This window comes from Leifsonia sp. NPDC058292 (assembly GCF_042880955.1).
Taxonomy (GTDB): domain Bacteria; phylum Actinomycetota; class Actinomycetes; order Actinomycetales; family Microbacteriaceae; genus Leifsonia.
Genome location: NZ_JBHVYL010000028.1, coordinates 29,698 through 50,162, shown reverse-complemented (window position 1 = coordinate 50,162; position 20,465 = coordinate 29,698). Strand labels below are relative to the sequence as shown.

Here is a 20,465-nt window from a genome sequence, read left to right as displayed (position 1 = left end):
TGGGGTGGGTGGGAGGTTTGGGGGTGAGCGTGACCAGTTATGTTCCTATATCAGTGGGCACAGTCACGTGGTGCGCGTTGGGGGTGGCTCCGTCGACGACGGAGCCACCGCCAGTGATCTTGTGGACGGGGACGTTCGCCGGGTCGGTGCCTTCATAGGCAGCCGCACCCTGTTGCGTCAGCATCGGGTACAGGGCGCTTATCCACGTGGTCGCGTCGAGCTGCGGCTGCGCGAATGCCGTCATGAACTTCTCCGCGAGCTTCACGGCCGCGGCTTGGCTGGTGGAGTCAGCCGGCGCTGGCGTGGGGGCGTTCGGGCCGTCGTCGAGCCCATCGGTCGGGGTCGAGCGCGGCGTCTTGGTGGTGCCGTCCGGGAACGTCGCGACCGGCGTTGACACGGGCGACATCACCGGTGCGCAGCCGGTCAGGATGAGCGCAGTGAGGGCGACGCCGGCAACGCCGGCGGCGCGCTTCACAGGCCCTCCGCCACCGCGGCTGCTGCAGCGAGCCAGGCGCGGCGCGTGATCGGGTTGAGGGCGTCGTAGCGGATCTTGCCACTGTGCAGCGCCTCATCGAACGGAATGGTGACCACCCGACGCGCGATCGACGCGAACCCGTTGGCGATCTGCTGGGCGTCGCCCTTGTCCGCGCTTTTCTCCGACTGGGAGACGATCACCACGGCGTTGTCCGCGAGAGCGGCGGAGCGCTCGTCGCGCTGGGCCAGGCCATCGAGTAGGAGCGCACCTGCTTCGGCGTGCTCTCCGAGAGCGGTGGTGGCGATGACGAGCTGGTCGCTGCGGTCGATCATCTGCTGCCAGCGCTCGGCGGACTCGTCGTTGCCGGAATCAATGAAGATCAGGCGGAAGTATTTGCTCGCGACCTGGTGCAGCGCGTCGAACTCGACGCGGCTGATGCGCTGGTCGGCGGAGAGCGCCTGCGGGTTCGAGCGCAGCACGTCGTACTTGTCACCGGTCTGGTGGTGCACGAAGTGCGCCAGATCGGAGGACTGGGCGGCGGGGGAGAGTAGCCGTTCGGTCTGGGGGAGCAGGTTGTGCACAGTGGCTTCGTGCGGTCCCTGCTCGGTACGCCAGCCCAGCGTGCCTCGCGTTTCGTTGTTATCCCACGCCAGCACACCGGAGCCGCCGTAGCGGGCGAATACGGCCGACAGCAGGGCCGTCGTCGGGGTCTTGTTGGCCCCGCCCTTGCCGTTGACGATCGCGATCGTGCGCGGGCCGGGCCAGTGCTGGCTCACGGCGTGCACGTCGCGACGTTCGGCAAGCTCGGTCTCAGAGGGGGCGACCTGGACGCCGACGCGGGCGAGGACTCCGCGCCATCCCTGTGTCGCGGGCTGCTCGGGTGCTTCCTTCTCGAGGAAGGACGCGCGCGCAGCTCGCCGCTCGCTGATGGTGGCCTGCGGTACCGCTGCCTGCTGCGGCTCGGTCGCCTGCGGCGCGACAACAGTTGGCGCGGGAAACACTGCAGGAGGCGGAGGTACGCGCTCGACGTCGTATGTCGGCGGTAGCTCCGCCCGTTGCACGGTCTCCTCTGGGACTGCTGCTGGCTCAGCGGGGATGAACTCTCCGACAGCCTCAACGCTGCCGTCCGGCGAGATGATCAGCTGTCCTTGGCCCATTGCGTCCTCCGTGATGAGCATCACGGGGCGGCCGTACATGCGTGCGCGGCCGGTGACTTGGGTGAGGATCTGTTCGCGGACGTGGGTGTCGTTGTTGCCGGCGACCTCATGGTGAGTCCCCTCGATCACCAGCACACCGGTCGCATCCGGGTTCACGATCGCCCGAATGGTGGGATGAGAGGTTTCCTGCTGAGCCATGTCGCTGCCTTCCTAGTTGTCGCTGTGCCCGCTGTATCGCGCCCGTGCCCACGCGCCGAAGTCGGCCGTGAGGATCGTGTAGCCGCGGCCGATTCGCAGCGCGGGTAGGCGTTCTTCTGGGTTGTCTGAGCCGATCGCGCCGCGGATCACGTCCTCGCTGACGTTGAACACTTTGGCGGCCTCGCTCACGCTGAGCGTCGGCGGCAGGCCCTTTAGGAGGTCGTCGAGCGCGCTCATGTCAAAGTCCGACCATCTGTCCACGCGACACAGTTTAGGCGTATAGTTCGAGTTATCGGCAAGGTTCGGCAATATTCGGGTCTATCGGGCAACATCGCTGACGCTCCATCCTCGGGGGTGTGGGTGGTGATGTTTCCAGTATCCCGTTTCGTGTCACCCTTGCGGGTGATACTGGGTAGACAACTCAGTCGAGACCGAAGAAGGGGGCTCTCCGGTGACGGACTCCCAACACCCGTGGCTAGCAGGACCGGCGGTGCCTCAACACGCCCCGCCACCCGTCCGGGCTCGTCGCGAACTCCCACGCCCGGCCGCTCCTCAGCCGGGCGTTCCCGCGCCTGATCACGCTGACCGGCTCCCACGCCGGGATGTCAACCGTCCCGCACCGCTGTGGTGGCTCGGCGTTCACGGCGGCGCGGGGGAGTCCACCCTGGCCAACTTGGTCGCTGGTTCTCGCACGGCGGGCCATGCCTGGCCAATCGGTTACGACGGGGCGACGACAAACGTTGTCCTTGTCGCCCGGTCGAATGCATCGGGCCTCGCGGCCGCACAACGGGCCGCGATCGAATGGGCATCAGGAGTGATCCCGTCCGTGAATCTCGTCGGCCTCGTGATCATGGCTGACGCGCCCGGCAGGCTGCCCAAGCCGCTGAGGGAGCTGGCGCACCTGGTTTCCGGGGGAGTGCCGCACACCTGGCACATCCCCTGGGTAGAGGCATGGCGGCTTGGAGAGCCGCCCGACCTCGAGCACGCACCCAAAGACGTTCGGACGCTCATCGCCTCGGTGAGCGAACTGACCAACACGACCAGCGCCTAACCCCGGCCTGACCGAAAGGAAGCACAATGCACACGCTCCACACCGTTCTCGACACCGTGAACTCCTTCGTCCCACTCGACGTTCCCGACCCCGGGAACGGCTCGGCCCCTCCTGGATCCGAGAAGTTCATCGCCGTTATGGGCTGGGTGAAGTGGCTCGCTCTCGGCGTCGTGATCATCGGTCTGATGATCATCGGCGCGAAGCTCGCCATCGAGAGCCGCCGCGGAGAGGGCGGAGCGCACCTCGGCTCCCTCGGCATGGCAATGGCCGGCGTGATCGTCATCGCCGGCGCCGCCAGCCTCGTCGGCTTCCTCGTCAGCTGATCGAAGGGAAAAGACGCATGTCCGACAACCAGCCATCCGAGCCGAACCCGTTCACCAGCCGGCGATTCATCCTCGCTGCGGTCATTGTCGGGGTCGTCTTGCTGTGCGCGGTCGTCCTCATCGTGAGCTCAGTGATCGGCGGGCAGGCCAAGCCGAATGCGAACTCGTCGACGGCGCCGACCAGCACACCGTCACAGTCGAGCGTCAATGAGGCGGATCGCAGCGTCTGTGGACTGCCAGGCTTTGAGAAGTCGGGGACGATCACTCAAGCGCCCAAGAGCAAGTGGGAATTGGTCGGGACGGTGGCTGCCCCCACAGATCCAAAGGGGGCGGGTCCTGGAAATGTCGAGTCCTCCGGTTTCCGGAGTTGCTACGCGCACACGCCAACAGGCGCACTTTACTCGGCGGCCAACATCATTGCGATGGGTTCGGATTCGAGTCTCCGCCACGAGGTAAGCGACAAGTTGGTTCTGCCTGGGCCGGGCCGCGACGCTGCGCTGGCTTCGGAGGGCAGCACCAGCGAAACGACCGTCCGTTACCAGATCGCCGGCTTCCGGGTTTTGTCGTATGACGGTTCCCAAGCGAAGGTCGATATTGCTGTGAACGCGGCGACAGGCCAACTCGTGAGTTTCGTCGAGAACCTCGAGTGGAGCGACGGGGACTGGAAAGTCACCCTCGACAAGAACGGCAATATGCCGATCCCGCCGTCGCCGTTGCAGAGCCTCGGCGGCTACATCCCGTGGTCGGGAGCATAAATGGCTGGCTGCGACTGGCTCGACGTCGGCTGTCAGCTCGGCGGTGTCGTTTCAAAAGCCACGAATGACAGTCTCCAGCAGCTCGTGAACAACGTGCTCGAGGGCGTCGGAAAAGCGTTTGCCGCCCTTGGGTCGGTTTGGGTTCTCGTTCCCACGCCAAACCTCACAGGTGGAGGGTCAACGTCGGCGAACCACTCCGCAGAGGGCGCTGCGGGCGCGTCCGGGTTCCTGACGATCCTCCAGTGGTCGGTGTGGATCTCCCTCGCGATCTGCGTTCTATCGCTCATCGCCGGCGGTGCGCTCCTGGCAGTGAATCGGCGTCGTGGCGACGGTGAGCGGCATTTGGGCCGCCTGGGCGTAATCCTCGGCGCGGTCATCCTGATTTCCGGAGCCTCCGCGATCGTTGCGGCTCTCCTGCCCGGGATGGGATCCTCGAACGCCTCTGATGCGGTCGGCTACATCCAAGACTCGCTCTGGTGGTACACCGGCGGTCTTGCGGTGCTCTCGGTGATCATCGCGGGCGCCCGCATGGCGTGGACTCAACGTGCGCAGGCAGGCAAGGACCTGCTGCAGTCGCTGTTCACTCTCGTCGTAGTGTCGGCCGCCGGCCTGACTGGTATCGGCCTTGCCGTAGCGGCGGCCGATGGCTTCTCGACCTGGATACTCGACGGGGCGACCGGAAAGGATTTCGGCCAGAACATCACCGCAATGATCGGCATCAGCGCAACAAGCGGCATCGGTCTGATCGCCCTGCTGATCGTCGGTATCGTCGCCACCTTCTTCACCTACATTCAAGTGATCCTGATGGTGATCCGCGGCGGCATGCTCGTGCTGCTCGCCGGGATCTTCCCCATCTCTGCCGCGTTCACAAACACGGAAACGGGCCGTTCCTGGTTCAAGAAGTGCACCGGCTGGCTGATCGCGTTCATTCTCTACAAGCCGGCCGCGGCGATCGTCTACGCGGCCGCGTTCAAGCTAACCGGCGCCGACTTGTTTAAGGATGACGGCACCGGTCTGATCAAGATCCTCACCGGTCTCGCACTCATGGCGATGGCCCTCGTGGCTCTGCCCGCTCTTATGCGGTTCGTCGCGCCAATGGTGTCTCAGGTTGGCGGTGGCGGCGGTGCCGGTATGGCTCTCGCTGCGGGTGCGGGCGCAGCGGGGGCAGAGCTCGCCACCGGCGCGATCCGCAAGGCCAACACAGGCGGCGGCTCGGGCGGCGGTGGAGGCTCGACCAGCGATCCGAAAGCCACGGGCGCATCCAACACCCCCGCTTTGAAGCCCGCGCCGGCACCGACAGGTGGCGGTAGCTCGGCTGGGACGGCGGCCACTGCAGGGAAGGCGGCGGGCGCTTCCAGCGCCGGTGGCGGAGCCGCAGCGGCAGGCCCGGTCGGTGTCGGCGTGATGGCAGCCCAAAAGGGCCTCGAGGCGGGACAGAAGGCGGTCGGTGCTGTGCGCACCGCTGCAGCAGACGCGGCCGGTGACGGCGCATCAGGAAGTAACTAGGAGTGAGCATGGCGAACACGCAACCTCAGGTCCGCACCTACGGCAACTGGCGTCGGCCGACAACCCCCGGCCTTTTGGGGCTTGGGATGGTCGGAACGATCGTGCTCTTGGCGGGCTTGGTCGCGACGGTCATCACTGTCATGTTCGGCGGTCTGGTCAACGGCGTGGTCGTGTTCGCCGTCATGGCCGGCTTCCTGCTCACCGTCGCGGTGAAGGACAAGCACGGGCAGAGTGCGCTGACCCGCACGACGAACCGTCTGAACTGGATGCGCGCCCGCTCTTCCGGGTCCAACCTGTACCGCTCGGGGCCGCTGGGCCGGACCGACTGGGGCACGGCGCAGCTGCCCGGGCTTGCAGCACAATCCCGGCTGAGCGAGTACACGGACTCTTACGGACGTCCGTTCGCGATGATCTACGTGCCCTCGGCCGGTGACTACACCGTCGTGATCGGCACGGAGCCGGACGGGGCTGCTCTCGTCGATCAGGAACAGATCGACAGCTGGGTAGCCGACTGGGGCCACTGGCTGGCGAATCTGGGGGATGAGGCGGGCATCGTCGCCGCAGCTGTGACGATCGAGACGGCTCCCGACACCGGGCGTCGTCTCCGCGGCGAGGTCAACCTGAACATCGACCCGGAGGCACCGGCCTTCGCGCAAGCGATGCTCCGCGAGGTCGTGGCGAGCTACCCGTCCGGATCGGCCACCGTCCGCGCGTACGTCTCGATCACCTTCGCCGCGGCCACTCGCGCGAACGGTCGACGTCGCGACGCCGACGAGATGGGGCGCGAACTCGCCGCCCGCCTGCCCGGACTGACTCAGGCGCTGTCGGCAACCGGTGCGGGTGCTGCGCGTCCTCTGGGTGCGCAGCAGCTGTGCGAGGTCATTCGGACCGCGTATGACCCGGAGATTGCCGAGTTGATCGACGATGCGCACCAGTCGGGTGAGCCGTTCGAGCTGCGCTGGTCGGACGTAGGACCATCCGGTGCTCAGGCGAATTGGGACAGCTACCGGCACGACTCTGCTCTGTCGGTGACTTGGCAGATGACGGAAGCTCCCCGCGGCATCGTGCAGGCGAACATCCTCACTCGGTTCCTGGCGCCGCACCGCGATATCGCCCGTAAGCGGGTGACGTGGCTGTACCGCCCGATCGACGTCGCCAGGGCCGCTGCGATCGTTCAGTCCGACTTGCGGGCAGCGAGCTTCAACATGACGTCCAGCGACCGGCCCACCGCTCGCGACGTCGTGGGAACGCGCGCCGCGATGGCGACGGCCGAGGAAGAGGCGAACGGTGCCGGCCTGGTGAACTTCGGCATGGTCGTTACCGCTACGGTGACTGACCCGACGCGGGCCGCGGACGCTAAAGCGGCGATCGAGAACCTGTCAGCCACGGCCCGCCTCCGTTTGCGGGTCGTCACCGGTGCTCAGGATTCTGCGTTCGCGGCGGCGCTGCCGCTGGGAATCGTGCTTCCCAAGCACCTGAAGTTGCCGGCCGAGTTGCGAGGGGCGCTCTGATGACCACCTGGTTCAAGAAGCTCTCCCGCTCGAGCAACCGCATCGAGCGGGCCGCTGCGCAAGCTGCGGCACCGTCGCCGGTGACGCCGCGGCGTCCACCGGCTCGGGGCTACCCGGGACGCGGCCGCGGCGAGACGATGGTGATTTCCGCCGCACCGGAATGGCGCGGCACCACCGTTCAGGTGTGCGGGCTCTGGCCGTTCGGTGTCGGCACGGGTGCGCCGATGATCGGTGTGCCGCTTGGCCGGCACCTGGTCAATCGGGGCACCGTCTGCTGCGACCCGATTTCGTGGTTCCAGCGGGCGAACCTGATTTCGAACCCGTCAGCGTTCGTGCTCGGAAAGCCGGGACTCGGCAAGTCCACGATCGTGCGCCGGATGGCGACCGGCCTCGCCGGGTACGGCGTCCAGCCGCTCGTGCTGGGCGACTTGAAGCCGGACTACGTGGATCTGATCGAAGCTCTCGGCGGCCAGGTGATCCGCCTCGGCCGCGGCCGCGGGTTCTTGAACATCCTGGACCCGGGCGAAGCAAAGGAGGCCGCGCAGCTGCTCCGCGATGCGGCTCACGCCGAGCGTGAGGCTGCCGCGGAGGAAGAGACGGAGCTCGCGCAGCTGCGCGCGCTCCAAACGCCGGAAGATCCCGACCGTGCACAGCTGATCCGCGAGCGGATCGCTGCCCTGGTCGGCTCCATCACGACCCGTGCGGAGCGTGCCAAGCGCGACGACGAGCTCGCGGCGGAGGTGCTGCAGGATGCTCACGGCCGCCGCCTCACGATGGTGTCGGCGCTGCTTACGATCATGCGCAAGACGCCTCCCACGGATCGTGAGGAGACGATCGTCGACCGGGCGTTGAAGCTGCTCGACGAGCATCACGAGGGCGTTCCGGTGCTCAAGGATCTCCTTGAGCTGATCCGTCAGGCACCGCCCGAGCTGCGCGCCGTCGCGCTCGACCGTGGCGACCGCGCCCGCTATGACGCGATCACGGAGGACCTGGAAGCCTCGCTCATCGGCCTAACGACCGGCGGCCGTCTGGGTGAGCTGTTCTCCAGGCAGACCTCGACGCCGATGCGCCGTGACCGCCCCGTGGTCTACGACGTCTCGACGATCGACGACTCCGAAACGGACCTGCAGGCGGCCGTGCTGTTGGCCTGCTGGTCAGCAGGATTCGGCACCGTCAACGTGTCGAACGCTCTGGCGGATGCCGGTCTGGAACCGCGCCGCCACTACTTCGTGATCCTCGACGAGCTGTGGCGTGCACTGCGCGCTGGACGCGGCATGGTCGACCGCGTAGACGCGCTGACCCGCCTGAACCGTCAGCGCGGCGTTGGCATGGCGATGATTTCGCACACGATGAGTGACCTCATGTCGCTACCCACCGAGGAAGACCGGATGAAAGCCGCCGGGTTCGTCGAGCGATCCGGCATGGTCATCTGCGGCGGGCTTCCATCCAAGGAAATGCCGCTGCTCAACAGCGCGATCAGCATGTCCCGCGCCGAGCAAGAGATGCTTCAGGGCTGGCAGGACCCGCCCGCCTGGGACCCGATCACCGGGCAGGAGGCCGACCCTCCCGGCCGCGGCAAGTTTCTGATCAAAGTCGGTGGCCGCCCGGGCATCCCGTTGACCGTGGAGCTCACCGACGCCGAGCTTCACATCAACGACACGAACAAGCTGTGGCACGCCGTCTCCCGCACGGGCACGGTCGGCCGGGGGGTACCAGCGTGAGCCCAACGAACCGGATGAAGGAGCCGTCAGCCGCGGGTGACGGCGCCCTGGTCTGGGTGTTCATCGGAATCGTCGTGGTCCTCGTCGGCGGCCTCTGGGCGTCCGTCACGCTCGGCTCGAAGCTCGACGGAGTGAACCCCGGGCTGCCGCTGAACCCGTTCACAGTGTTCTTCGGCACGTTGAAGGGCACGTACGTGTGGCCGCCATCGGCCACCTGGATCCTCATCGTCGCCGCCGTGATCGTCGTCGCGTTCGCGATCGTCGTCATAGTGGCGATCGCCAAGCGCCGGCGGCGCCGCTCACGCGTCGACCACGCGGCCGGCCACATGGGCCGCGGCCGCGACCTCGCGGCCCTGTCGACCAAGGGCGCCAAGAGCACCGCGCAGCGGCTCGGAGTCGCTGGCTGGCTCGGTGTACCGATCGGCATCACCGTCGCCGGCCGTCGGTGGCTCTACGGCTCCCCAGAGGACATGCACGTCGACGTGTGGGGCCCACGTACCGGTAAGACGACCTCCCGGGCAATCCCTGCGATTCTCAGCGCCCCCGGCGCGGTCATCGTCACCTCGAACAAGCGTGACGTGCTTGACGCGACCCGCGACGTTCGCGCGTCGAAGGGCACCGTGTGGGCGTTCGATCCTCAGGGGATCGCCCTAGAAGCACCGTCATGGTGGTGGAATCCGCTGTCCTATGTCACCGATGAAGAACAGGCAGCGAAGTTGGCCAACCACTTCGCCTCCGGCTCCCGCGCGGGCGACGCCCGCGCGGATGCCTACTTCGACCCCGCGGGGCAGGATCTCCTGGCCGGCCTGCTCCTGGCGGCCGCGCTGGACAATCTGCCGATCACTCAGGTGTTCACCTGGACCACCAGGCCGAGCGACGAGAAGGCGATCGACATTCTCCGCGACCACGGCTACGACCAGGTGGCCGATGCGGTGGCCGGCTACGTGTTCGCTGCGCCCGATCAGCGCTCCGGCGTGTTCGGCACGGCGCAGCAGATGGCGTCGTGCTTAAAGAGTCGGAAGATCGCCGCCTGGGTAACGCCGACTGGCGGGAACTTCGGCGGCGATCGGCGGCCGCACTTCGATCCGCACGTGTTCGTGCGCAGCTCGGACACCCTCTACAGCCTCTCCAAGGAAGGGAAGGGCACCGCGGGCCCTCTCGTGACCGCGCTCACCGCTGCGACGATCGAGGCCGCGGAGCAGCTGGCAACCACGCAAGCGGGCGGCCGCCTGGCCACGCCGATGCTGGGCGTGCTCGATGAGGCGGCGAACGTCTGCCGGTGGGAGGCCCTGCCGGATCTGTACTCGCACTATGGGTCGCGCGGCATCGTCCTGATGACCATCCTGCAGTCCTGGTCTCAGGGCGTGGAGGTGTGGGGCCGCAACGGTATGCGCAAGCTGTGGTCCGCCTCGAACGTGAAGGTCTACGGCGGCGGCGTGGCCGAGACCGATTTCCTGGGCGAAATGTCGCAGCTGATCGGTGACCACGACAGGCGCACCGCCTCCGTGAGCGTTGGCCGTGGCGGACGCTCGACGTCCAACTCGATTCGTCGTGAACGCACGATGGATGTTGCCGACCTGGCCGCGCTTCCGCGCGGCCGCGCCGTGGTGTTCGCCTCGGGTGCTCCGGCGACGTTGGTTGAGACGGTCCCGTGGATGCGCGGTGACCAGGCCGACGCGGTACGCGCGTCGATCGCCGCCCATGACCCCGCCAACGGCGCTGCTGTGGATCCTAGCGCCGCCCTCAGCACGTCTGATGGTTCGGCTGGCGCGCAGGCCTGGCTCGACGCGGCTGCGTCACGAGAGGACCGGCTGTGAGCTACGAGGACGAGATGCGCGACGACGAGTTCGACGATCAAGGCACTGCGGTCAACGATGCCGGCGATGGGCCAGAGCCGGACCTGTTCTACGGCTCGGTCGACGAGTTCGTGCGCGAGTACCTGATCAAGGTGTACCGGCGTCCTGTGGGCGCTCAGGGCGGAATGAAGTGGGCTGCGCGCTGGTGGGAGTACCCCGAAGCGCTCAGCCGCCTCGACGCGCTCTGGCGCTCCTGGGAGCATCTACGGCTCGACCCTGCAACAGGGATGAGCGTCTGGTGGCGTGATCACGCCGACCACCACATGCCCGCGCTACTCAGCCCGAACGGGCCATTCGCTGCATCGGACGATCAGAACAAGCGCGGCGAGCCGCTGCCCTACGAGGCTCCGCCCGCGGGCTTGTTCCCGGACATGCGCCGATCCCACTGACCACCTTCCTGCGTGGCGGCCCGTTTGATGAGTCCGGCCTCTGTCAACAAAGTCACAGTTGCCAAGGGCGAGGTCCACAGGTGCGAGTCCCAGCCCTGGATAGTGGCGCTCTCTACACTGGCCCGGCTGTCGTCGATGTACAGAATGGAGGCGGCGGGAAGCTCGAGTTCCTGGGTGACGCGGTGGTAAATGGCTGGATCGGGCTTGGCTAGACCGAGTTCGGCTGAGAAGAACCAGTCGGTTACCCAGGGCGCCCATTCGCCCTGTCTGCAAGCGGCTGCCATCTCGATGGTCGCGTTGGAGAGGATCCCGATGCGTGTGCCAGCCTCGTGGAGTCCACGGAGTAATTCTCTCGCGTCGGCTCTGATCGTGGTCCATGATTCGGTGTCGATACGAATTAGGTCTTCGAGCGCGTCGCCGGTTGCCGGCACACCCAGGCTCTCGAGCACGTCGGTCCAGTAGGTAATTGTGTCCAGGCCGAGGTCGTACTCAAGTCGCCTCAGCCAATATGCCCGCTCGAATGACTCGGGTTCGTGCGCGACTCGCGCGGCCAGCCGCTCGATCATGCCGGTGGGGGTGGAAAGAACTTCCCCCAGGTCGAACACAACGATCCGCGGGCTCCTCTCGCCGGCTCGTTGGTCGCCAGCGGTCGGTTCAGTCATGGAACCCTCCTTCGATGCCCGCGCCGACGAGTTCCAGCGGCCGCATCGGCGTAGCTGGTGTACCGATTCCCAGCCAATAGAAGCTCTGCGTCGCGAGGGTAAGTGTGAGCTCACCGTCCGCTTCGACGGAGGGGAATTCGCCACCTCCGAAGAGATCGATCACCGGCGCCTCCTGGTCTTCGACCGGCAGATTGATGCGGACCGTGACTGGGTTGTGGGAGAAGGAGAACACGCAAAGGATGCGATCGGCATGTTCGCGATCAGCACGGGGATTCGATCGGATGAAGGCGAGAACAGAGCTGTGGTCGGTTTCGAGTACCTGGATCGAGCCCAGGCTGAATGTCGGGTGCGCTTTGCGGATGTGGATCATGTTCCGAATCCAGTGCAGGAGCGACCGTGACTGCGCGAGCTGCGATTCCACGTTGACGAGCGCGTAGTTGTAGACCAGCGATTGCACGACAGGCAGATAGAGCTTGCCGGGGTCGGTGGTGGAGAAGCCTGCGTTGCGGTCGGGGGTCCATTGCATCGGCGTGCGCGAGGAATCGCGGTCGGGCAGCCAGATGTTGTCGCCCATTCCGATTTCATCGCCGTAGTACAGGAATGGTGACCCGGGAAGGGAGAACAACAGCGCGTGGGCTAGTTCCAGTTCGGCGCGGGAGTTGTCCAGCAGCGGCGCGAGGCGTCGTCGGATGCCGACATTGACGCGCATGCGAGGGTCGTAGGCGTACCAGCCGTACATGGCGTGCCGGTACTCCTCGCTGACCATTTCGAGCGTCAGCTCGTCGTGGTTGCGCAGGAAGATCCCCCAGGCGGCACCTTCCGGCTTCGGTGTGACGTCGGACAGCACTCGTTCCAGCTCCGCTGCGGACTGCGATCGCAGTGCATAGAAGATGCGCGGCATGATCGGGAAATCGAACGCCATATGGCACTCGGGTTCTTCCTCCGAGCCGAAGTATTCAGCGACTTCGGCTGGCCATTGGTTAGCTTCCGCGATGAGCACTCGCCCTGGCTATTCCTGGTCGATCATCGCCCGTAACCGGCGCAGAACGTCGTGGGTCTCGGGTTCGCTCTCGCCGGTTCCTTCGTCGGATTCGTAGAGGTAGGGGATGGCGTCGAGTCGGAACCCGTCCACGCCGAGGTCGGCCCAGAAGCGGACCACGTCGAGTAGGGCGTCGATGACGCGTGGGTTGTCGAAGTTGAGGTCGGGTTGGTGCGAGAAGAAGCGGTGCCAGTAGAACTGCCGGCGAACGGGGTCGAAGGCCCAGTTGGAGTCTTCGTAGTCGGGGAAGATGAGCCGCACCTGACTGCGCGATTCGTCGGTGTCGCGCCAGACGTAGAAGTCGCCGTAGGGCCCGTCGGGGTCGGAACGGGATTGCTGGAACCATTCGTGTTGGTCGCTGGTGTGGTTCATCACCAGGTCGATGACGATGCGCATATTGCGTGCGTGCGCCCGGGCGATCAGCTCGCGGACATCGTCGACGGTGCCGAAGTCAGGGTGGACGGACAAGTAGTCGGAGACGTCGTAGCCGCCGTCGCGAAGCGGTGAAGGGAAGAACGGGGGAAGCCAGAGGGCGTCGATTCCGAGCCATTGGAGGTAGTCGAGTTTCGAGATGAGCCCGGCGAAGTCGCCTGTCCCGTCGCCATTGGCATCGACGAATGACCGGACCATCACTTCGTAGAAGACGGCCGATCGGTACCACTGCAGGTCGTGCTCGACGCCGGGAACGTGGGGCAGGCTCATGATGACTCCTCGCGGGTGCGACAAGACAGTCGTCTTCCAGATGGAGACGAGGTGATCGGGGGAGAGCAGATGCGGATGCCGCGCAGAGGTGCGCAGTCGCTCGCCTGCTTGTTAGAGCTGGAGGGTGCGGTGCCGGGTCGTTAGATGCGTCCGGCGATGGACCGTGCGGGCACTGGTCCGGTGGTGCGGCCGACGATCAGCTCGCCGCGCAGCAGGATGCCGCCGGCGTCGACGTGGTTGTCGTGGAGGCGGTCGTCGAGAAGCTTGACGGCCGCGGCCGCCATCGCGTCAACCGGAATCCGGTACGTCGTCAAGCCAAAGACCTCGTGGTCGAACGGTGGGACGCCGTCGTAACCGGTGATGGAGATGTCTTCAGGGACAGACAGCCCAAGCCGCCCGGCAGCCGCGATCGCGTCGAAGGCCACCCAGTCACTTGGGCACAGGATCGCGGTGACACCAGCAGTGTGCAGCGCACCGACCACTTCGGTGAGGTCCTGGTCGACTTCGATCCTCTCGAACCCGGAAAGCAGCCCTTGATGCTCGAGTTCGTCTCGCATCCAGGAGATGCGCGCCCATTGCGTTGGTGACTGTTCAGGAGACAGGGCCAACAAAGCGATGGAGCGATGGCCGAGGCTGACAACGTGGTCGATAAGGGTGCCCGCCGCTCGGGGATCCGGGACGATATATGGAACTCCCGGGTTGGAGGGCTGGCCCATCTGCCCGACGAGTACCAGCGGGACACGCGAGGCCACCTGGCGAATCGTGCGCGGATCGACGTTCGGCGCCGCTACGGCAAGGCCCGCGGTGTGCAGATCAGCCATCAGGTTCAACGAGCGCAAGTTCGCTTCGTCCGGCTGATCACCGGAGGCGAGGGACATCACCTGGTAGCCCCGCTCGCCGGCGCTCTCTTCGAACGCTCCGGCGAGGTGGGCGTAGAACGGCGAACGGGTGTGTCGCAGAAACAGTCCGAGGATTGTCGAGGAGCTCGCATTGAGACTGCGCGCGAGCTGGTTTGGCACGAAATCGAGTTGCTCGATCGCGTGCATAACCTTGTCGAGATTCTCTGGGCTCACCCCGCCCTGCCCCAATACAGCCCGCGAGGCGGTGGACTTCGAGACTCCAGCCAGAGCGGCAACGTCCCGGATCGTACTCGACCGGCGACCACGCTGCATGTCGAGGCCGGATGGCATGGACGTCATACTACCAACCCCTCTTTCCGTCCTGCGGCTGCTGCTTCATGCGTTACGCCGTTTCTGCCAGGTTGGTAGCGAATGTCGGGAACCGGGCCATGAATTCGGCATTCGATTCAAGGAGTTCGCGGGCGTACGCCGGCGAGTTGGAGGCCGTGGCGTCCACGTCGACCTCCACGATCCGGCGGACATCGCCGGGGCCTTCGATCAGGGATGCGGCGACGCGGCGGCCGCTGGCGTGTAGCTCGTCGACGAGCTCGGTAGTGAGCTGGGGCACGGGGATGTAAACGGTCGTGACCTGGAGCCGGTCTGCGTGATCGCGCCAGTTCTCGGTGACATCCGGTACATGGAGGGCGAGTCCCCGCGCCCCGCCGATCCACTCGTCGCGGAAGTCGGCCAGCGACAAGGGATCGAAGCTCGTGATCAGACACCGGTCGCGGTCCCCTACGGGTCGGTTACGGAGGAACCTGGCCAACGGACGGGCGGCGGCGGGTGCTTTGATTTCGACCTGCAACAGGGCGCTTGTCGAGTCGAGGGTCTCAGCGAACGTCGGAATGGTCTGCCCGTGGCCGAGGTCAATGCTTCGCAGCTGGTCGAAGGTGAGCCGCTCGATCGGTGTGTCGAGGAATGGTGTTTGGGCGGCGGCGGTTCGACGCACGGTGTGGTCGTGCAGGATCACGAGTTCACCGTCGACGGTTGTGCGGACGTCCAGCTCGATCTCGTCGACGCCGATTCGTTCGGCGCTGGCGAATGAGATGAGTGTGTTCTCCGGCGCGGCGGCCATGTTGCCTCGGTGTCCGCAGAGTACGAACCTACGTTCGTCAGTCATGGTGGGTTCCTTCATCGTTGAGCAAGGGTTCGAGGGCGTCGGCGAGCGGGGCGTCGGCGACGAGCAGCAGTCCGAGGCTGGGCGGTCCGCCTCGAGCACCGCGGAGGACAGCGCCGGCTTGCTTGGCGATGAGGCCAGCGGCGGCGTAGTCCCAGATCGGTAGTCGGCGCCCGGCGTGGGCGTCTGTGCGGCCTTCCGCAACGCCGCAGACGTCCAGCGCGGCCGATCCGACGAGCCGGAGATCTCGGATGCGTGGGGCGAGAGCGGCGAAATCGCGCAGGACCCGCTCACGAATTTCGAGGTCGTACGGAATGCCGGCCGAGACCAACGCTTTGTGGAGCGGCACGTCGGTGTTGACGTGCAGCTCCTGGTCGTTGCGGTGAGCGGGGTGACCGGCGGCCGCCGTGTACACGGTGCCGAGCATGGGTGCGTGAACGCAGCCAGCGAGCGAGACGCGTCGACCGTTGTCGGCTTTCACGGTGGCGGCGATCGAGACGGCATAGCTTGGCGACCCGTAGAGGTAGTTCACGGTCCCGTCGATCGGGTCGACGATCCAGGTGACGCCGCTGATTCCTTCGGCTTCTCCACCCTCTTCACCGAGCACACCGTCGTCAGGTCGTGCATCGGCAAGGCGGCGGCGGATCAGCGCCTCGACTGCGGTGTCAGCCTGGGTGACGATGTCCAGGTCGTTCGACTTCGTCGCCTGCACCTTGATGCCGCCGGCTCGCATGTCCGCTGCGAGTGCGGCCGCTTCGCCGGCGATCCCCTGGGCGAGGCCGAGGAGCTCCAGAACGTCCACGTCGCTCACTTCAGCCCACTCGTGGCGAAGCTGGAGACGAAGTTCCGTTGCAGGAGCAGGAAGATCAGGATCATCGGGAGGGCGGCCATGACGCCGGCCGACATGAGGACGTTCCAGTCGGTGACGGCGGTTCCGCGGAGCAGGGCGATGCCCGGGCCGAGGGTGAGCTGGTCGACGTCGCGGTTGACGACGATCGGCCACAGCAGTTCTTTCCATTCATTCAGGACGGTCAAGATCGCCAGAGCAATGAGCCCGCTGCGACTGACCGGCACGACGATGGTGAACAGAATGCGGGCGTGTGAGGCGCCGTCGATCCGGGCGGCCTCAATCAGTTCGCGAGGGATGCCCCGGAAGAACTGGTAGAGCAGGAACACTCCGAACACGTCGAAGATGTTCGGTAGGACGAGCGCCGCGAGCGTGTTCGTCAGGTGCAGCGCGGAAACGATCGAGAAGCTCGGGATGATGAAGATGTCGCTCGGCACCATGATCAGCGTGAGGACCACCAGGAGGATGATCCGGGCGCCGCGCACTTTGATGATGGCCAGGGCGTAGGCGGCGAGTGAGCAGATGATGAGGGTAAGGAGTGCCCGCCCGATCGATACCACGACGGTGTTTCCCAGCAGACGCAGGAACGGCAGTTTCTCGAGCACCTGCTGTACGCCGTCCAGGGTCGGCGGAGTCGGGATCACCGACGGCGGAATCTGGAGGGTTTGCGCGGTCGTCATCAGGGCAGTGATGACCATCCACGCGAACGGCGCGAGGATCACCAGCCCCACGACGACGACCATGAGGTAGGTCCACCAACGGACGCGAAGCTGCATCAGCCGTCCTCTCCATAGTGTACGAATCGGCGCTGCAGCCGGAACATGACCAGCGAAACCACGAGGATCAGCACGAACAGGACCAGCGAAATGGCCGCGGCGTATCCGCGTTGCCCGACTCCAAGGAACGCGAGCTGGTAGTAGTAATAGAGAACCGTCATCCCGAAGTTCACCGACGTCGATTGCTCCGGGGGCAGCAGCAGGTAAACGACGTCGAAGAGCTTGAGAACGCCGATGGTCGTGGTGAGGATGACGAAGAACAGTGACGGTCCGAGCAGCGGAACCGTGATGGAGAAGAACCGGCGCACCGGGCCGGCACCATCGAGCGTCGAGGCCTCATAGACCTCCGTCGGGATGTCCTGCATGCCGGCGTAGAGGATGATCGTGGGCACGCTGAACGACAGGTACACGACAGCGACGGTGACGATGACCGCTACTCCAGTGGAGCTTCCGAGCCAGCTGACGGGCGACCCACCGAGTCCTTTGATGGCCGCGTTGATGAGGCCGTACTGGGTCTGGAAGAGCCAGCCGAACGCGAAGATGATCGCGGTTGGGAGGCACACGGCCGGCAGGAACACGATCGCGCGGAACGCGGTCTCACCCCGGAATCGGCGCTGCATGAGTGTCGCGCACAGCAAGGACACGATCACGACGGCGGGGACCGCCAGGATGCAGAACTTGAAGGTGTTGACCAGCGCGACACCGAACTGGCTGTCGGAGAACAGGTCTTGGTAGTTCTGCAACCCGTTGAAAGTTGGCGGGCCGAACGCGCCGGCCTTTTGGAAGGACAGCCAGACGTTGTAGCCGAATCCGTAGAACCGGAATACGAGCAGGCCGATGAACAGGGGCGCGAGAAACAGGAACCCGACGAGCGTGTCCCGCCGGCCGAGGCCGCGGCGCTTGATGCGCCGCGACCTCGGCTGGACGCCCACGGAGGGCGCGCCCACGGGGGGCAGGGTTTTGGTTGAACTCAACGGAGCGCCTTGTCGAGGATCTGGTCGATTCCCTTAGTCGCGTCAGAGGCGGAGATGGAGCCGGACCAGTAGGGGCCCATCTCCGTGCTCTCGATCTGCGGGTTGGACGCGCGGGTGGCCGGGAACTCGGACGACGTGCGGAGGTACGTCTGCTTCTGCGCTGCGGTCAGTGCGGCGCTGAGTCCGACGATCTTGGAGTTCGCTCCTACGAACGCGTCGAGGGCGCTCTTGGCGGTGTTGGCCGGGATGCCCGCTCCGCCGGCGGCGTGCAATTCAGCACCCTTGGTGGAGGTCAGGAACTCGATCAGCTTCCACGCTGCGTCTTTGTTCTTCGAGTTGGCGTTCATGACATACGAGAGCCCGTTGGTGTCGGTGAATGCCTTCCCGTCGACCGACGGCACGCGCACTGCGTGGAAGGTGCCCTCCGGGGCGCTTGCCTGCGACAACAGGCTGAGGTTCCATGAGGGGATCTCCGCCATCGCTGCCGTGCCGGAGATGAGCGCCGTCACCGGGTTGTAGTCGGCCGAGTCGGCGATCTTGGTGATCAGGCCGTCGTCTTGCAGGCTCTTGATCATTCCGAGCGCCTTCTCGCCTTCGGGGGACGCGACCGTGGCTTTACCGGCCTTGACGACGGTCCCGCCGAGCGAGTGAATCAGGCTCGACACACCGAAGTTGAACTGGTGGTCGTAGAACAGCGGTGCGTCGGAGGTCGTCTGCTTGGCCTTGAGCTCCTTGGCGATCTTCACCATGTCGTCCCAGGTCCAGTCGTTGGTGGGGACGTCGGTGACGCCGAGCTTCTTGAACGCGGCCGTGTTGTAGACCAGGGTCCACGTGTCCTGGTCCTTCGGGATGCCGTACTGCTTGCCGTCGAACTTGTAGAGGTTCGCGATCTTGGCGGGATAGTCCGACAGTTTGACGCCGGACTGCTTGATGTACTTGTCCAGGGGCTCGAGAGCGCCGTTGGTCGCGTACTGCACCGCCAGCGAGCTCTGCCACATCACATCGGGGCCCTCGCCGGCGCCGAGGGAGGCGTCGAGCTTCGTGTAGTACTGGTCCTGCGGAACCTGCTGCAGAGACACCTTGATCTTCGGGTACTTCGCTTCGAACCCGTCGACGGCCTTCTGGACGCCCGGAGTCTGAGCGGGGTCCCAGATCATCAGGCTGAGGTTGGCAGCTTCGTCGCTACCCGTCGACGACTGCGACGAAGGTGTGGACGAACAGCCTGCAATGGCAAGAGTGAACGCGATCGCGACAGCTGTTCCGCTAACGATGCGCTTGAACCGGGTGGGGGACATTTGTTGTGGGGCCTTTCAAATCGACAGTGATTGGGACCGGTCCCGATCACAGCAGCAAACCAAGCTGCTGTCAAGTGCTCGGGACCGGTCCCACGATAGTCTCATGGAGCTAAATAGCAAATAACGATTGGGTTAACGTCTGGTATCGTCGCTGCAACGCGGGACCGGTCCCAGTAGACGGACTGGTCTGCTTTTGCCGTTTCCTGAGCGGGAACGGCCAACCCATCCGGGATCAATCCCGCAGTGGCGCACAGCTAGTCGCGGGGAGAGGAGACCAGTGATAGGAATCGACGTTCTGCTTGACCTATCCGTACGGATTGTCGTTGCCATCGCCTTGGGGGCCGCCATCGGCCTTGAACGACAGTGGCGGCTCAGGACGGCGGGCATCCGAACCAACGCCTTGGTGTCGGTCGGAGCAGCGCTCTTCGTCATCGTCGGATCGGTGAGCCTAGAGGGCAACGAGGCGACGCATGTGGTTGCAGACCCAACTCGTGTCGCCGCGCAAGTCGTTTCAGGTATCGGCTTCTTGGGCGCCGGCGTCATCCTCCGCGATGGATTCAACATCCGCGGGCTCACCACCGCGGCGACACTCTGGTGCGCCGCCGCGATCGGCTCTCTCGCAGGCGCCGGCATGGAGATATTCGCTCTCGTCGGCAGCGCCGCGATCATCGCCACCAATACTCTCCTTCGACCGGTCAGCCGAATGGTCAACCGGCGATTCGGTCACCACGATCCCGCGCAGGACAACTCCGCGGACGAAGATGAAGCCGAAAGTGACTACATGCTCGAAGTCGTCACGTCCGAGAAGAGTGAACAGCGCGTTCGGGCGCTCGTCCTCCAGACGATCGACCAGCCCGGGTACATGCTTCATTCACTGGACATCAGGCCGACCAAGGAATCACGGGTGAAGGTGCTCGCCGGCATTACCTCTCAGACCGCTGGTGACACGGCCGGCCTCCAAGCGGCGGTACAGAGAATCAGCCTCGATCCCAAAGTGGTCTCAAGTCGCTGGTGGCCGGCAGAGTCGGAAGACTGACCGGCCGAATCTGTGACGATGGTCAGATGACGCTCGAGCTGAACTGGTTGCCGAAGCACCAAGAACACGTGCTCGCCACGCTGGCTCAAGCCGATCGTCACATCGACATCGTTGCAGCGCTGCTCTATGACCACACCAAGGCAGGCACATTCGACCTCGAGAATGTGCGCATCGGG

The 20,465-nt window shown here is 65.4% G+C and carries 19 protein-coding genes and 1 pseudogene; 9 read left to right on the top strand and 11 right to left on the bottom strand.

Annotated features, from left to right (window positions below; translation table 11 throughout):
- Positions 1 to 37: 37 nt before the first annotated feature.
- From ACFVWR_RS14555 to ACFVWR_RS14545, 3 genes are read right to left on the bottom strand one after another with little or no spacing between them, the layout of a single operon-like run.
- Positions 38 to 475: a hypothetical protein gene (locus ACFVWR_RS14555; protein ID WP_387213382.1), complete on the bottom strand. Its 438-nt coding sequence runs from the start codon at positions 473 to 475 to the stop codon at positions 38 to 40.
- Positions 472 to 1,830 (bottom strand): MinD/ParA family protein, encoded by a 1,359-nt coding sequence (locus ACFVWR_RS14550; protein WP_387213379.1) that lies wholly within the window; start codon positions 1,828 to 1,830, stop codon positions 472 to 474. Before ACFVWR_RS14550 ends, ACFVWR_RS14555 begins: the two co-directional genes overlap by 4 nt.
- A gap of 12 nt (positions 1,831 to 1,842) precedes the next feature.
- The gene (locus ACFVWR_RS14545; protein WP_387213376.1) at positions 1,843 to 2,067 is read right to left on the bottom strand and encodes a hypothetical protein; all 225 of its coding nucleotides are present in this window, start codon (positions 2,065 to 2,067) and stop codon (positions 1,843 to 1,845) included.
- A gap of 214 nt (positions 2,068 to 2,281) precedes the next feature.
- Here ACFVWR_RS14545 and ACFVWR_RS14540 point away from each other — a divergent pair, with 214 nt between their 5' ends.
- From ACFVWR_RS14540 to ACFVWR_RS14505, 8 genes are read left to right on the top strand one after another with little or no spacing between them, the layout of a single operon-like run.
- Positions 2,282 to 2,881, top strand: coding sequence for a DUF6668 family protein (locus ACFVWR_RS14540; protein ID WP_387213373.1), 600 nt, complete (start codon positions 2,282 to 2,284; stop codon positions 2,879 to 2,881).
- A gap of 26 nt (positions 2,882 to 2,907) precedes the next feature.
- Positions 2,908 to 3,204 carry a hypothetical protein gene (locus tag ACFVWR_RS14535; protein WP_121264432.1) on the top strand — a complete coding sequence of 99 codons (297 nt, stop codon included), beginning with the start codon at positions 2,908 to 2,910 and terminating at the stop codon, positions 3,202 to 3,204.
- A gap of 17 nt (positions 3,205 to 3,221) precedes the next feature.
- Positions 3,222 to 3,959 carry a hypothetical protein gene (locus ACFVWR_RS14530; RefSeq protein WP_387213369.1) on the top strand — a complete coding sequence of 246 codons (738 nt, stop codon included), beginning with the start codon at positions 3,222 to 3,224 and terminating at the stop codon, positions 3,957 to 3,959.
- Positions 3,960 to 5,465: a hypothetical protein gene (locus ACFVWR_RS14525; protein ID WP_387213366.1), complete on the top strand. Its 1,506-nt coding sequence runs from the start codon at positions 3,960 to 3,962 to the stop codon at positions 5,463 to 5,465.
- An 8-nt stretch (positions 5,466 to 5,473) separates the two neighbouring features.
- Positions 5,474 to 6,976, top strand: coding sequence for an SCO6880 family protein (locus ACFVWR_RS14520; RefSeq protein WP_387213363.1), 1,503 nt, complete (start codon positions 5,474 to 5,476; stop codon positions 6,974 to 6,976).
- Positions 6,976 to 8,697, top strand: a complete 1,722-nt coding sequence (locus ACFVWR_RS14515; protein WP_387213360.1) for an ATP/GTP-binding protein — start codon at positions 6,976 to 6,978, stop codon at positions 8,695 to 8,697. The genes ACFVWR_RS14520 and ACFVWR_RS14515 overlap by 1 nt, the downstream gene beginning before the upstream one ends.
- A gap of 14 nt (positions 8,698 to 8,711) precedes the next feature.
- Positions 8,712 to 10,514: a type IV secretory system conjugative DNA transfer family protein gene (locus ACFVWR_RS14510; RefSeq protein WP_387213385.1), complete on the top strand. Its 1,803-nt coding sequence runs from the start codon at positions 8,712 to 8,714 to the stop codon at positions 10,512 to 10,514.
- Between the two features lie 14 nt (positions 10,515 to 10,528).
- The gene (locus ACFVWR_RS14505; RefSeq protein ID WP_387213356.1) at positions 10,529 to 10,942 is read left to right on the top strand and encodes a DUF4913 domain-containing protein; all 414 of its coding nucleotides are present in this window, start codon (positions 10,529 to 10,531) and stop codon (positions 10,940 to 10,942) included.
- Here the strand turns inward: ACFVWR_RS14505 and ACFVWR_RS14500 are convergent.
- From ACFVWR_RS14500 to ACFVWR_RS14465, 8 genes and pseudogenes are all read right to left on the bottom strand, one after another.
- Positions 10,891 to 11,604: an HAD-IA family hydrolase gene (locus tag ACFVWR_RS14500; RefSeq protein ID WP_387213353.1), complete on the bottom strand. Its 714-nt coding sequence runs from the start codon at positions 11,602 to 11,604 to the stop codon at positions 10,891 to 10,893. The genes ACFVWR_RS14505 and ACFVWR_RS14500 overlap by 52 nt on opposite strands.
- Positions 11,597 to 13,345, bottom strand: a pseudogene (treS, locus tag ACFVWR_RS14495) (maltose alpha-D-glucosyltransferase). The gene ACFVWR_RS14500 and the pseudogene treS overlap by 8 nt, the downstream one beginning before the upstream one ends.
- Before the next feature lie 140 nt (positions 13,346 to 13,485).
- On the bottom strand, positions 13,486 to 14,535 hold the full coding sequence (locus ACFVWR_RS14490) for a LacI family DNA-binding transcriptional regulator (RefSeq protein WP_387213349.1): 1,050 nt from the start codon (positions 14,533 to 14,535) through the stop codon (positions 13,486 to 13,488).
- Between the two features lie 52 nt (positions 14,536 to 14,587).
- Positions 14,588 to 15,379 carry a glycerophosphodiester phosphodiesterase gene (locus tag ACFVWR_RS14485; protein WP_387213346.1) on the bottom strand — a complete coding sequence of 264 codons (792 nt, stop codon included), beginning with the start codon at positions 15,377 to 15,379 and terminating at the stop codon, positions 14,588 to 14,590.
- Positions 15,357 to 16,172, bottom strand: a complete 816-nt coding sequence (locus tag ACFVWR_RS14480; RefSeq protein WP_387213343.1) for an inositol monophosphatase family protein — start codon at positions 16,170 to 16,172, stop codon at positions 15,357 to 15,359. The genes ACFVWR_RS14485 and ACFVWR_RS14480 overlap by 23 nt, the downstream gene beginning before the upstream one ends.
- On the bottom strand, positions 16,169 to 16,984 hold the full coding sequence (locus ACFVWR_RS14475; protein ID WP_387213340.1) for a carbohydrate ABC transporter permease: 816 nt from the start codon (positions 16,982 to 16,984) through the stop codon (positions 16,169 to 16,171). The genes ACFVWR_RS14480 and ACFVWR_RS14475 overlap by 4 nt, the downstream gene beginning before the upstream one ends.
- Positions 16,984 to 17,958, bottom strand: a complete 975-nt coding sequence (locus tag ACFVWR_RS14470) for a carbohydrate ABC transporter permease (RefSeq protein ID WP_387213337.1) — start codon at positions 17,956 to 17,958, stop codon at positions 16,984 to 16,986. Before ACFVWR_RS14470 ends, ACFVWR_RS14475 begins: the two co-directional genes overlap by 1 nt.
- The gene (locus ACFVWR_RS14465; RefSeq protein WP_387213334.1) at positions 17,955 to 19,115 is read right to left on the bottom strand and encodes an ABC transporter substrate-binding protein; all 1,161 of its coding nucleotides are present in this window, start codon (positions 19,113 to 19,115) and stop codon (positions 17,955 to 17,957) included. Before ACFVWR_RS14465 ends, ACFVWR_RS14470 begins: the two co-directional genes overlap by 4 nt.
- 415 nt (positions 19,116 to 19,530) lie before the next feature.
- Here ACFVWR_RS14465 and ACFVWR_RS14460 point away from each other — a divergent pair, with 415 nt between their 5' ends.
- Positions 19,531 to 20,289 carry an MgtC/SapB family protein gene (locus ACFVWR_RS14460; protein WP_387213331.1) on the top strand — a complete coding sequence of 253 codons (759 nt, stop codon included), beginning with the start codon at positions 19,531 to 19,533 and terminating at the stop codon, positions 20,287 to 20,289.
- The last annotated feature ends 176 nt before the right edge of the window (positions 20,290 to 20,465 follow it).